Source organism: Paenisporosarcina quisquiliarum (assembly GCF_043641925.1).
Classification (GTDB): domain Bacteria; phylum Bacillota; class Bacilli; order Bacillales_A; family Planococcaceae; genus Paenisporosarcina; species Paenisporosarcina quisquiliarum_A.
On sequence record NZ_JBHZRU010000002.1, the window covers coordinates 1 to 13,294 of the forward strand.

Consider the following 13,294-nt stretch of genomic DNA (forward strand, 5'->3'; position numbering starts at 1 on the left):
AAATACAATTGTGGATTATTACGATAAATTAAAAAAGCAACCCAATGGAAAGCTCCATAAGGTTGCGATGATTGCGTCTATGAATAAGTTCTTGAAAGTGGCATTTCACCTTATTCAAAACGGCCTTCTGTACCAGTACGAATCAGGCAAAGCATCGTAACTGAATTTATTTAAAATTATAGCATATTAGCCCCTGCGAAAAAAATATTAACCGTCAGGTTTATTTGGCATGCTTATTTATACAGATTTCGTGATACTTGGAGTGTAGGCGCGTGACTCCTGCGGGAACAGCGCGAGCTGAAGACCCTGCAGCGAGCGGAGCGAGTGAAGCGTCTGAAGCCGTGCCCGCGGAAAGCGAGTGCCGAAACGGAAAGCAATAGGCTTATATCAGTGAACTACCTATATTATTTTATAAAATTCCAAGGAAAAAGATTGACTAATGGTAAGAAAGCGTCCGCCGCAATGGAAATCAACACAGGTAAAAAAGCCGAAGGATTAGGTGTTAATATGGTAGCAATAAGTGATTTTCTCACTCATTTAATAGTGAGCAAAAAATTCGCATGGATATTTGACGCATGATATACTACGTCTAGAGTTTGTATTTTTAAGGAGGAATTTTATTATGGCAATTGTACACGGAACAGATCAGAGTTTTTCAAATGAAATTTCAAACGGTTTAGTATTAGTAGATTTTTGGGCACCTTGGTGTGGGCCATGTAAAATGATCGCTCCAGTATTAGAAGAATTAGATGGTGAAATGAGCGAAACAGTGAAAATTGTCAAAGTTGACGTTGATGAAAACCAAGAAACTGCTAGCAACTTTGGAATTATGTCAATTCCTACATTAGTACTTTTCAAAGATGGGCAACCAGTTGATAAAGTAGTAGGTTTCCAACCAAAAGAAGCATTAGCTCAATTAGTACAAAAACACGCATAATACAAAAACCGGGAACCCTAAGGGCCCCGGTTTTTTTTACAGGTGATGATAATGATAAATGAATTAATCGAACAAAAATGTTCTATCCTACCAGATCAACCAGGCTGTTATTTAATGAAAGACCGTCAAGGGACGATTATTTACATTGGCAAAGCCAAAGTATTAAAAAATCGAGTCCGCTCCTATTTTACTGGGAGCCATGATGGTAAAACACAAAGATTAGTCAATGAAATAACTGATTTTGAATATATTGTGACTTCTTCCGATATCGAAGCACTGATTCTCGAATTAAATTTAATTAAAAAACATGATCCTAAATACAACATCATGTTAAAAGATGATAAAACGTATCCATATATTAAAATTACAGGCGAAAAGCATCCGAAGCTAATCACTACAAGACAAGTTAAGAAAGACAAAGGGAAGTATTTCGGTCCTTATCCTAATGCCTATGCAGCAAGTGCTACTAAAAAGTTACTTGATCGCCTGTATCCGTTAAGAAAATGTCCAACACTACCCGATCGCGTGTGTTTATATTATCACCTTGGGCAATGTTTAGCTCCTTGTGTTAAACCGATTGAGCAGGATTCTTATCGAGAAATTATCGATCAAATAACCAAGTTTTTAAATGGTGGATACCAACAAGTGAAAAAAGAGTTGACGGAGAAAATGTCCTCAGCTGCAGAAAACTTGGAATTTGAGCGGGCAAAAGAATATCGAGATCAAATTATGCATATCGAAACGGTAATGGAAAAACAAAAAATCACGACGAATGATTTTACGGATCGAGATATTTTTGGTTTTTCTGTCAATAAAGGATGGATGTGTGTTCAAGTTTTCTTTGTAAGACAAGGAAAGCTAATTGAACGTGATGTTTCCCTTTTTCCTTTGTACCAAGATCCCGATGATGAATTCCTAACATTTTTAGGCCAGTTTTATGATAAACCACATCATATTTTGCCAAGAGAAATTTATGTTCCACAGAGTGTGGATTTAAATATGGTCAATCAACTTTTGAATGTGAAAGTGGCTTCACCAAGCCGAGGAAAGAAAAAAGAAATGATTGATTTAGCTACTAAAAATGCTGAAATTGCGCTAAAAGAAAAATTCCATTTAATCGAGCGTCAAGATCAACGAACGATCGGTGCATGTGAGGAACTTGGAGCAGCTATGAACATAGCGACACCTCTAAGAATCGAAGCTTTTGATAATTCTCATATATATGGTGCTGACGCTGTATCAGCCATGGTTACATTTGTAGATGGTAGACCTTACAAAAAGGACTATCGAAAATACAAAACCAAAACGGCAGCCCGTCATGATGACTACGGTGCTATGCGTGAAGTGGTAAGAAGAAGATATACTCGAGTATTACAAGAGGGATTACCTCTTCCTGACTTAATCATTATTGATGGTGGGAAGGGACAAATGGAAATCGCCAGGGAAGTTATTGAAGACGAGCTTGGTTTGTCGATTCCTATTGCGGGTTTAGCAAAAGACACGAAACACCAAACCGCTTCGTTGTTGTATGGCAATCCAATTGAAATTATACAATTGAAGCGAACAAGTGAAGCCTTTTATTTATTACAACGCATTCAAGATGAAGTCCATCGATTTGCGATAACTTTCCATAGACAACAACGTGGGAAAAACACCATTGCCTCTGCTCTTGATGGATTTGAAGGCATAGGTCCAAAACGCAAAAAAATGTTATTAAAACATTTTGGATCTGTTAAACGAATTAAAGAAGCATCAATTGAAGAACTTAAAGCTTCTGGCTTACCACAACAAATTGCAGAATCAGTATCGTCCTATTTTAAAAACGAGTCATTGTCAAATGAGTAATATTATGATATTGTAAACACACTGAAATTGAATCACTTGAAAAGTGATGATAGAGGCGCGAAAATCATTAGTACCCTGCAGGAGGATACAACAGATCCTATGATTGCAGATGAAAGGGAAATTCGCCGAAGTTCGACAATCCTGTTTAAATTGTCGCGCTGGTTTTGCATTGAATAAATGCAAGATTGTCAGAATCTAATCGATTCTGGAGGGCTATCTCACATGGACGCTTCTTATGAACGTACATGATTAGAGACAGCTTTCTACGAAAAATCGTGGATAAGTTGTCTTTTTTTTAGCTTCTTTGGATATAAGGGAGAGTTACTATTGAGTCGAATTGTTATGAAATTTGGTGGAACGTCAGTTGGGAATACAGAAAGAATTCGAAATGTAGCACAACGTGTCATTCGTGAAACAGCTAAAGGACATGAGATTGTAGTCGTTGTATCTGCTATGGGTAAAACAACGGATGAATTAGTTAAGTTAGCAAAGGATTTGGCATCTGAACCATCCAAGAGGGAAATGGACATGCTACTTTCTACTGGAGAACAGGTAACGATATCATTATTAACGATGGCACTTAAACATATGGGGCAGGACGCGATTTCATATACAGGTTGGCAAGCTGGAATCGGTACGGAATCTATTCATTCGAATGCTCGCATTGAACATATTGATTCAACACGCATTGAACAATCGTTGCGTGATGGAAAAGTTGTAGTGGTTGCTGGTTTTCAAGGGATGGATTCATTTGGTGAGTTAACAACCTTAGGCAGAGGAGGATCTGATACAACTGCAGTAGCATTAGCTGCTTCTTTGAATGCAAAACAATGCGATATTTATACGGACGTTGATGGAATTTATACTTCCGATCCTCGATATGTTGATCATGCACGCAAATTATCCGAGTTATCCTATGATGAAATGTTGGAACTCGCTAACTTAGGAGCGGGAGTTTTACACCCTCGCGCAGTTGAATTCGCGAAAAATTATGGCATCCCGCTTAGCGTCCGCTCAAGTTTATCTGACGAAGAAGGCACAATATTATTGGAGGAACCAACAATGGAAAAAAATCTAATTGTCCGTGGAGTTGCATTTGAAACAGAGATTGTGCGATTAACAATCGGTTATGAGATTCCTTTTAATGGATCACTGGCAAAAATATTTACGACGTTAGCAAAAAACCATATTAACGTAGATATTATTGTACAAAGTATCATGGAGGGGACAAAACCAAGTGTTTCATTTTCCATAAAAAAAGAAGATTTCGCTGAATGTATTCAAGTGTTAGAAACGAATAAAGAAAACTTGGGATACCAATCTTCAAACTTTGAAATTGGATTAGCTAAAGTATCGATTGTTGGGTCTGGAATGGTTTCCAATCCAGGTGTAGCTGCCCAAATGTTTGATCGTTTACGAATTGAACGTATCCCAGTTAAAATGGTAAGCACTTCAGAGATTAAAGTATCAGTTGTAGTGCCGGAAGTGGATATGATTCGAGCAACTAAAGCTTTACATGATGAATTCGGTTTAGCTGCAATTACTGTTTAATGGAATTTCATGGTATAATCAGTCCATATAGATCATGAGAGGCTGTGGTGAATTTGAACTGGCATATCGTGGAGGACTTAATAAAAAAAGCACAACGTGAGGGGCAATTTGAAAATCTTCCCGGTGCAGGGAAACCCTTACCACCAGATGAGTTTGCTCATTATCCAGAGGATATTCGAATGGTCATGCGCATTCTTAAAAATTCGGGGCATGATGATGAAGCTCAGTTCGTTAAAGAAGAAATGGGCGAATTACAACTACAAATGAAACGCGCAACTCATCAAGAGAAAACGGAGCTTGAGAAACAGTATAATCAAAAATTGACTCAGATGAACCAGCTATTATCGAAAAAAGGTATCCAAACAAATAGCAATGCATTTAAACAATATCAATCACAAATTGATGCGAAGTTGAAGTGGGATTAAAAAACTGGCAAGACACGTTAAAAGCGTGTCTTGCCAGTTTTTAAATTGCTTCTTTTAAATCCCACTTCACATGGAAAAGAATATGGTTTTTCTTTAGAGCCTTTTCTTCGTAACATTCAGTTAAGAATCCACCTAGTTTTTGTTGTTGCTGTGCGAGAAAACCGGCTTCTAATTTAAAACAACGTTGTTGCATATTCAATAATTCAGCATCACCAGTTAATTCATAAAAAGCTTCGTCTTTCTCCAATTTAACGAGACGAAGATCACCCCAACCAGCTTCCTTAAAAAAGCTAATCGCTTCATCCATAGAGAACATTTGAAATTTTCGAGCTAGCTCTTTACCCGACCAATATAATATATCCTCTTCATGTTTGCCTAGGATAGAAGCTAAAACATGATCTCTAATTAATTCGTACCCAAATGTAGGCATAGTTGTTTTTTCTTCATTTTCTGTCATAATCAATCCCGCTTTCATTGAATTTTCATTGGAAAAAATATTCGATTTTAGAATTTTCATTGAACAAGGCAGGATTTATTGTCAAAATTGAGCATATTTCTGCTTTTTTGAGTCGTGAATGTTCACGCACCTTGTCTTGACGCTCCTTTGTGTGAAGAGTACAATGGACATGTCATAATATTGTACCATGATGAAATATGCAGTCAATCTGCTTTCATAAATATGGAGGCAAATATTGGTCTGTCTATTTTAAGTACTAAGGGGGGTAACAGTCTTGTCGAAAGATCGTGAATTTTATTTGCGTCGATTACATTCACTTGTTGGGATAATTCCAGTTGGTTTGTTTTTGGCACAACATTTAGTTGTTAACCATTTCGCAACTAAAGGAGCAGAATCATTTAACACAGCAGTTCACTTTATGGAAAGTTTACCATTCGTATTATTCTTAGAATGGTTTGTCATTTACATTCCACTAATGTTCCATGCGTTTTATGGTCTGTACATAGCTTTTACAGCGAAAAACAATCCACAACGTTATGGAACATTCCGAAACTGGATGTTTGTTTTACAACGTATTACCGGAATCATTCTTGTTGTGTTTATCGCATGGCATATATTTGAAACCAGATTCCAAAAAGCAATTGGTGCTCAAGAAGTTAACTTTAACATGATGGCTGATATTTTAGCGAGTCCATTAATGTTTGCATTTTACGTGATAGGTGTTGTGTCTGCAACATTCCACTTAGCAAACGGAATATGGTCATTCTTAGTAAGTTGGGGTATCACTCAATCACCTACTTCACAACGAATTTCAACATATGTGACAATAGGTATCTTCTTAGCATTAACTGTAGTCGGCGTTCGAGCACTTCTTGCATTCGTGTAAAAAGTTAAATGAATTGAAAGCGCTTGACTACTACTAGAAAGAGGAGTGAGAAAAATCATGGCAAAAAGTAAATTGATTGTTGTCGGTGGCGGTTTAGCCGGTTTAATGGCAACAATTAAAGCGGCCGAAGAAGGCACGCCTGTAGAATTATTTTCTCTAGTTCCTGTTAAACGCTCACACTCTGTTTGTGCACAGGGCGGGATTAACGGAGCTGTAAATACAAAAGGTGAAGGTGACTCACCTGCAATTCACTTTGACGATACAGTATACGGTGGGGATTTCTTAGCAAACCAACCACCTGTACAAGCAATGGCTGAAGCGGCACCTGGTATTATTCGTCTATTAGATCGTATGGGTGTAATGTTTAATCGTACACCTGAAGGATTACTAGATTTCCGTCGTTTTGGTGGTACTATGCACCATCGTACGGCTTTTGCTGGCGCAACAACTGGTCAACAGTTATTGTACGCACTTGACGAACAAGTTCGTCGTTATGAAGTAGATGGTCTTGTAACGAAGTATGAAGGATGGGAATTCCTTGGAGCAATTTTAGATGACGATGGCGTTTGTCGTGGTGTAATGGCTCAAAACTTAACGACTATGGAAATTCGTGCATTCCGCGGTGATGCTGTGATTATGGCTACTGGTGGACCAGGAATTATCTTTGGAAAATCAACGAACTCTGTAATCAATACAGGTTCTGCAGCATCAATCGTTTATCAACAAGGAGCTCATTATGCAAATGGTGAGTTCATTCAAATACATCCAACTGCTATCCCTGGTGATGACAAGCTTCGCTTAATGTCAGAATCAGCTCGTGGTGAAGGTGGACGTATTTGGACATATAAAGACGGCAAACCATGGTATTTCTTAGAAGAAAAATATCCAGCGTATGGAAACTTAGTACCACGTGATATTGCGACTCGTGAAATTTTTGATGTTTGTGTTAATCAAAAACTTGGTGTAAACGGTGAAAACATGGTGTACTTGGATCTTTCACATAAAGATCCAAAAGAACTGGATATTAAACTTGGTGGAATCATCGAGATTTACGAGAAGTTCACAGGTGAAGATCCACGTAAACTTCCAATGAAAATTTTCCCGGCTGTTCATTATTCAATGGGTGGATTATGGGTTGATTATGATCAAATGACAAGTATTCCGGGATTATTTGCTGCTGGTGAATGTGATTACTCTCAGCATGGAGCAAACCGCCTTGGCGCAAACTCATTACTATCTGCTATTTATGGCGGTATGGTCGCAGGACCAAATGCAGTTCACTATATGAGTGGTCTTAAAACTCGTGCAGAAGATATGCCTTCAACTATTTTTGATGCACATATTGCATCTGAACAACAAAAATGGGATGAAACAATGGCTTTAAATGGTACTGAAAATGCTTACGTCTTGCATAAAGAGCTTGGCGAATGGATGACAGATAACGTAACAGTTGTTCGTTATAACGACCGTTTAAAAGCAACAGATGAAAAAATTCAAGAATTACTTGAGCGTTATAATAATATCAATATCAATGACACGCAAAAATGGTCTAACCAAGGTGCTACATTTACGCGTCAGTTGAAAAATATGCTATACTTGGCTCGCGTAATTACATTGGGAGCTTTAAACCGTGATGAGAGTCGTGGTGCTCATTACAAACCAGATTTCCCAGAACGTAATGACGAGCAATTTATGAAGACTACAATGGCAAAATTTGACCCTGCTACAGGTGCTCCAATTTTCCATTATGAAGAGATCGATGTTTCCTTAATTCCACCACGTAAACGTGACTACTCGTCGAAAGGGGATCATTAATAATGGACGCAACAGCTACTAAAACCGTCGTTCTTGAGATCCTTCGCCAAGATTCTACTGATTCAACACCATATTGGGAAAAATTCGAGTTAAACTATCGACCAAATATGAACGTCATTTCTGCATTAATGGAAATTCGTCGTAACCCAGTCAACGTTGATGGTAAACAAACGACTCCCGTTAACTGGGATATGAACTGTTTGGAAGAAGTTTGTGGGGCGTGTTCTATGGTCATTAATGGCCGTCCACGTCAATCATGTACGGCTCTTATCGACCAATTAGAGCAACCCGTTCGTTTAGAACCGATGAAAACATTCCCTGTAGTACGTGACTTAATCGTTGATCGTACAAGAATGTTTGATTCATTGAAACAAGTTAAAGCATGGGTTCCAATTGATGGTACGTATGATCTAGGTGAAGGTCCACGTATGCCAGAACGCAAACGTCAGTGGGCATATGAATTATCTAAATGTATGACTTGTGGTGTTTGTTTGGAAGCTTGTCCAAATGTAAATAGTGGTTCTGATTTCATGGGACCAGCTCCATTATCACAAGTTCGTCTAATGAATGCACATCCAACTGGTGCTATGAATAAAGACGAAAGATTGAATGCAATCATGGGTGAAGGTGGACTTGCTAACTGTGGTAACTCTCAAAACTGTGTAGTCGCTTGTCCAAAGGGAATTCCTTTAACAACTTCTATTGCAGCTCTTAACCGTGATACAACAGTTCAAATGTTTAAAAACTTCTTCGGAAGCGACCATATGGTTGACTAATATTCTAGCCTGCGAGTTTAATCGCAGGCTTTTTTTATTGGTTTGTTTTGACTTGTTGATTTGTGACTCTGTGATACTCATCGCTATGCAAGTTCCCTAACATGAAGAGAAGTCGTAACAGAAATCATCCATTTATGTTAAAAAACTAATTATAAAAATGTGGAACCCTTTTAAAAATTCTATCTTTATTAATTTCAGAAACTTGAAAGCTTTGATACAATAAAAAACGAATGAATATTCATTCATATTATGAATCAAAGGGGTAATGAAAAATGAGAGCAACATATATCGAGGATTTCGAGCAATGGTCAAAAGAATTTACTTTTTCCGTGCCAGTTACGGTTAGATTTTCAGAAACAGATATGTATGGTCATTTAAATAATACCGTTAATTTTTCCTACTTTGAATATGCCAGAATTGAATACTTAAAACATGTTGGTTTAATGAATGATTGGTTGAATCCAAAAGGTTCGACAATACCTGTTGTTGCCGACTTACAATGTGATTATGTGAGACAAGTGTTTTTTGATGAACAATTAAACATCCATGTAAAAGCAGCTTCTGTTGGATCATCCTCAGTAGATATTCATTATCATGCAACAAATTCAAAAGGGGAAACCTGTTTCGTTGGTAGAGGGACGATTGTTCAAATTAATAAGTCTACTGGGAAGGGTACTCCATGGTCAGAAGAAGAAAAAGTTCTTTTTACTAATTAGCCGTCACCGCTCACATCCTTTTTACATACGTTACAAGGAAGAGCGGATAGGAGGGGCGTATGTTGTCAGAAAGAGCACATCATCGTTCATTGTTAACTGGTAGAGAACGTGAAATATTTCAATTGTTAGTGCGCGATTATTCAACCAAGGATATCTCTATTCAGTTGAAAATCAGCGAAAAAACGGTACGAAACCATATTTCGAATACGATTCAAAAACTCGGCGTCTCCGGCCGAGCACAAGCGATTTTAGAATTACTAAGACTTGGCGAGCTTGCTCTTGAATGAGTAAGTCTTGCCATTTTCACAAAAAGAAGTCACAATAAACATGTAACCAATCGTTTTCGGGGAGTGGACCATTTACATGACAGAACATATGACAAATACTGCACCAAATTCAGAACAAGTGGCTTTCTTAGAAAAAGAACTCCGTTATATATCAGGAATCATTAAACAAAAAGGTCGAGAAATTCTAAGTAATTATACAATTACACCACCTCAGTTCATTGCACTGCAATGGCTGTTTGAACATGGAGATATGACGATCGGTGATTTATCCAATAAAATGTATTTAGCATTTAGTACAACAACTGATTTAGTAGATCGCATGGAAAAAAATCAGCTGGTTCAACGAGTTCGTAATGAACAAGATCGCCGAGTTGTTCAAATTCACCTTTTAAAAGAAGGCGAACGAATTATTGAAGAAGTAATTGTTAAACGCCAAAATTATTTGCGTGAAGTTTTATCAGACTTTGACGAGCAAGAAGTGACACAATTATCAGCTTTATTGAAAAAATTGCACCATGAAATGAAAGAGGATTGAGGCGAATCGAGTGAATGCACCAATAGGTGTAATCGATTCAGGTGTAGGTGGTTTGACAGTTCTAAAAGAACTCATACATCGTTTGCCCAATGAACAATTCATTTATATTGGCGATACGGCAAGATGCCCATATGGTCCTCGTGCTGCTCATGAAGTGAGAAAATTCACCTGGCAAATGGCAGAAGCCTTACAAAACCAGTCTATTAAAATGCTTGTAGTTGCGTGCAATACAGCAACCGCTGTTGCACTTGAATCATTACAAAAAAACTGTCCTTTTCCTGTAGTAGGTGTTATTTTTCCTGGTGCCAGAGCCGCTATTAAAGCGACAACTCGTTCCGAGATTTGTATTTTAGGTACGACTGGTACGATTCGAAGTGGAGCTTATGAAGAGGCTATTAAATCTTTATCATCCTCAACTTCAATTGTTCCATTTGCATGCCCTTCATTTGTGCCATTAGTTGAAAGTGATGAATATGAAGGTGAATTTGCAAGGGAGTTAGTGGCAAAAACACTTGAACCCTTAAAAAAAGCCTCCTTTGACACGTTGATTTTAGGTTGTACGCATTACCCATTACTTCAAAAGCATATTGAAGCAGCGGTGGGAAATCATATTAAAGTTTTGTCATCTGCTGAAGAAACAGCTGAAGACGTAATGGAATTGTTAACATATTACCACCTACATCAAGAAACATCATCAACAGAACCACATGTATTTTATACAACTGGTTCTATACCTATGTTCAAATCCATTGTCACAAAATGGCTTGAAATAGATGAGCCTAATATTCAATCCATTGAATTTAAATAAACCCGACGTTCCCATAAAAAGGAATGGTCGGGTTTTGGTTCGTTTAAGCAAAATGTGATACGATAAAGTTCGCGATAGTATTCGAGGAGGCATATGAAAATGAGAAATGATGGACGTATGAAAGAGCAAATTAGACCGGTTCAAATTGATACAGAGTATTTAGTGCACCCTGAAGGTTCTGTTCTAATTACAGTAGGACAAACTAAAGTAATATGTACAGCGACAGTTGAAGATCGTGTACCTCACTTTTTAAGAGGACAAGGAAAAGGATGGATTACAGCTGAGTACTCGATGTTACCTCGTGCAACTCATTCTAGAACCCAACGTGAAGCATCTAAAGGGAAAATCGGAGGACGTACGATGGAAATTCAGCGACTTATTGGCCGTGCGCTACGTTCAGTTGTAGATTTAGAAGCATTAGGTGAACGCACAGTGTGGATTGATTGTGATGTTATCCAAGCAGACGGTGGAACAAGAACCGCTTCAATTACGGGTGCTTTTGTTGCTATGACAATGGCTCTTGCTAAATTACAAGATGCAAAACAACTGCCTTTGTTCCCAGTAACAGATTTTTTAGCGGCAACAAGCGTAGGAATTGATGCTGAACATGGTGCTATTTTAGATTTGAACTACTTAGAGGACTCATCTGCTCAAGTCGATATGAACATCATTCAAACAGGATCAGGTAATTTTGTTGAATTACAAGGTACCGGTGAAGAATCAACGTTCACAAGACAACAATTAAATGAGTTACTTGATCTTGGTGATATCGGAATAAAAGAATTGATTGAACAACAAAAAGTTGCATTAGGTGAGATTTCTGAAAGACTGATCAACAGAATCGAATCTTTGTTATGAAAAGAGTCATTGTAGCAACGAAAAATAAAGGTAAAGCAAAAGATTTTGAAGCACTATTTCATCCATACGGATTTTCCGTGCTGACATTGCACGATGTCGCTGACGATATGGATATTGAAGAGACGGGTGAAACGTTTCAAGAGAACGCCATTTTAAAAGCTGAGGCACTGTCACAACGTCTTGATATGTTTGTGATTGCAGATGATAGTGGATTAATAATTGACGCATTAAACGGTGCACCAGGCGTCTATTCTGCACGTTATGCAGGTGAATCAAAGAGCGATGACGCAAATATGGATAAAGTGTTAGAAGAACTATCGAATACTGACGATCCAGCTCGAACAGCTCGGTTTTATTGTGCAATAGCATTAGCTGGTCCTGACTTCGAAACAAAAACCGTTTACGGAACTTGTGAAGGGGTAATTGCAAAAGAGAAAAAGGGTACGAATGGCTTTGGATACGATCCAATATTTTATGTACCTCAACTTGGGAAAATGATGGCAGAGCTTTCTGCTGAAGAGAAAGGGTCGATTTCCCATAGAGGAAATGCTATCAAGAAAATCCAAGCCGAATTGCCAAACTTATTTACATAAGGAGGTAGCTTGTATGAAGATTTTAGTTATGTCTGATACGCATGGAGATTCTGATGTTATTGACAGAGTGAAGGAACATGTAGGTTCAGTTGACGCTGTTTTCCATTGTGGAGATAGTGAATTGGACATACATCATTCTTCATTGGAAGGCGTTCAAGTTGTATTAGGCAATTGCGATATGGATTCTTCTATGCCCATTGAAGTTAACACTACTATTAAGGGTACACATATTTTGATGACACATGGTCATCTTTTTCAAGTGAAGTCTACATTGATGTCATTAAATTATCTAGCACAAGAACTCAAGGCTCATCTAGTATTATTTGGCCATTCACATGTGCTTGGTGCCGAATTGATAAACGGCGTACTATTTGTCAATCCAGGGAGTTTAAAAGTTCCTAGAGGACGAAAAGAAAAGAGTTATGCAATCATTGAAAAGTCATCTTCCCAATGGGTAGTAACATTCTTTTCAGATACCCATTTAGAGTTAGAGTCGGTGAGTTTTTCATTAAATGAAAATTAACGTTGACTTTTGCCTGTAGCATTTCTATAATAAATATTGTCTTTCATTTCTGAAACGAAGTGAATTTGCACAAGTCTCAGTAGCTCAGCAGGATAGAGCAACGCCCTTCTAAGGCGTCGGTCGGGGGTTCGAATCCCTCCTGGGACGTAAAGAATAAAAAACCTTCTTTTCCAAACTGGTATTTCCTTTTTGAGTCATTCGAGACTTGAAGGAGACACTTTTTGAAAAGAAGGTTTTTTTGTTCGTTTTTTTGCCTATCAGAAATATCGTATATATCAAATT

15 protein-coding genes, 1 tRNA gene, 1 pseudogene and 1 riboswitch are annotated in these 13,294 nt (G+C 37.9%); of the genes and pseudogenes, 16 read left to right on the top strand and 1 reads right to left on the bottom strand.

Annotated elements, in window-relative coordinates; all coding sequences use genetic code 11:
• The 5 genes and pseudogenes from ACHUE4_RS16605 to ACHUE4_RS01730 form a co-directional block, all read left to right on the top strand.
• Positions 1–160 (top strand): annotated as a pseudogene (locus tag ACHUE4_RS16605) (IS110 family RNA-guided transposase); the annotation flags it as partial.
• A gap of 462 nt (positions 161–622) precedes the next feature.
• The gene (gene trxA, locus ACHUE4_RS01715; protein WP_394187558.1) at positions 623–937 is read left to right on the top strand and encodes a thioredoxin; all 315 of its coding nucleotides are present in this window, start codon (positions 623–625) and stop codon (positions 935–937) included.
• 54 nt (positions 938–991) lie between these two features.
• Positions 992–2,782 (top strand): excinuclease ABC subunit UvrC, encoded by a 1,791-nt coding sequence (uvrC, locus tag ACHUE4_RS01720; RefSeq protein WP_394187845.1) that lies wholly within the window; start codon positions 992–994, stop codon positions 2,780–2,782.
• 42 nt (positions 2,783–2,824) lie between these two features.
• Positions 2,825–3,006: riboswitch (Lysine riboswitch) on the top strand.
• Positions 3,007–3,109: 103 nt separating this feature from the next.
• Positions 3,110–4,333, top strand: coding sequence for an aspartate kinase (locus tag ACHUE4_RS01725; protein ID WP_394187559.1), 1,224 nt, complete (start codon positions 3,110–3,112; stop codon positions 4,331–4,333).
• 47 nt (positions 4,334–4,380) lie between these two features.
• On the top strand, positions 4,381–4,758 hold the full coding sequence (locus ACHUE4_RS01730) for a DnaJ family domain-containing protein (protein WP_394187561.1): 378 nt from the start codon (positions 4,381–4,383) through the stop codon (positions 4,756–4,758).
• Between the two features lie 40 nt (positions 4,759–4,798).
• Here ACHUE4_RS01730 and ACHUE4_RS01735 read toward each other — a convergent pair whose 3' ends face one another.
• Positions 4,799–5,215, bottom strand: a complete 417-nt coding sequence (locus ACHUE4_RS01735; RefSeq protein WP_394187562.1) for a YslB family protein — start codon at positions 5,213–5,215, stop codon at positions 4,799–4,801.
• A gap of 274 nt (positions 5,216–5,489) precedes the next feature.
• Between ACHUE4_RS01735 and ACHUE4_RS01740 the strand changes: the two genes are divergently transcribed.
• The 11 genes from ACHUE4_RS01740 (at position 5,490) to ACHUE4_RS01790 (ending at position 13,159) form a co-directional block, all read left to right on the top strand.
• Positions 5,490–6,101 carry a succinate dehydrogenase cytochrome b558 subunit gene (locus ACHUE4_RS01740; protein ID WP_394187563.1) on the top strand — a complete coding sequence of 204 codons (612 nt, stop codon included), beginning with the start codon at positions 5,490–5,492 and terminating at the stop codon, positions 6,099–6,101.
• Positions 6,102–6,158: 57 nt separating this feature from the next.
• Entirely contained in the window at positions 6,159–7,916 is a 1,758-nt protein-coding gene (gene sdhA, locus ACHUE4_RS01745) for a succinate dehydrogenase flavoprotein subunit (protein ID WP_394187564.1), read from the top strand.
• Between the two features lie 2 nt (positions 7,917–7,918).
• Positions 7,919–8,692, top strand: coding sequence for a succinate dehydrogenase iron-sulfur subunit (gene sdhB, locus ACHUE4_RS01750; RefSeq protein ID WP_394187565.1), 774 nt, complete (start codon positions 7,919–7,921; stop codon positions 8,690–8,692).
• Between the two features lie 272 nt (positions 8,693–8,964).
• On the top strand, positions 8,965–9,408 hold the full coding sequence (locus ACHUE4_RS01755) for an acyl-CoA thioesterase (protein WP_394187566.1): 444 nt from the start codon (positions 8,965–8,967) through the stop codon (positions 9,406–9,408).
• Between the two features lie 59 nt (positions 9,409–9,467).
• Positions 9,468–9,695 carry a helix-turn-helix domain-containing protein gene (locus ACHUE4_RS01760; RefSeq protein ID WP_394187567.1) on the top strand — a complete coding sequence of 76 codons (228 nt, stop codon included), beginning with the start codon at positions 9,468–9,470 and terminating at the stop codon, positions 9,693–9,695.
• 76 nt (positions 9,696–9,771) lie between these two features.
• Positions 9,772–10,230 carry a MarR family winged helix-turn-helix transcriptional regulator gene (locus ACHUE4_RS01765; protein ID WP_394187568.1) on the top strand — a complete coding sequence of 153 codons (459 nt, stop codon included), beginning with the start codon at positions 9,772–9,774 and terminating at the stop codon, positions 10,228–10,230.
• Between the two features lie 10 nt (positions 10,231–10,240).
• Entirely contained in the window at positions 10,241–11,038 is a 798-nt protein-coding gene (gene racE / locus ACHUE4_RS01770; protein WP_394187569.1) for a glutamate racemase, read from the top strand.
• Between the two features lie 99 nt (positions 11,039–11,137).
• On the top strand, positions 11,138–11,896 hold the full coding sequence (rph, locus tag ACHUE4_RS01775) for a ribonuclease PH (RefSeq protein WP_394187570.1): 759 nt from the start codon (positions 11,138–11,140) through the stop codon (positions 11,894–11,896).
• A complete protein-coding gene (locus tag ACHUE4_RS01780) occupies positions 11,893–12,489 on the top strand; it encodes an XTP/dITP diphosphatase (protein ID WP_394187571.1) in 597 nt (198 codons plus the stop codon). Before rph ends, ACHUE4_RS01780 begins: the two co-directional genes overlap by 4 nt.
• 13 nt (positions 12,490–12,502) lie before the next feature.
• Complete coding sequence (locus ACHUE4_RS01785; RefSeq protein WP_394187572.1) at positions 12,503–13,012, top strand: metallophosphoesterase; 510 nt, start codon at positions 12,503–12,505, stop codon at positions 13,010–13,012.
• 73 nt (positions 13,013–13,085) lie between these two features.
• Positions 13,086–13,159 (top strand) — tRNA-Arg (locus tag ACHUE4_RS01790).
• The last annotated feature ends 135 nt before the right edge of the window (positions 13,160–13,294 follow it).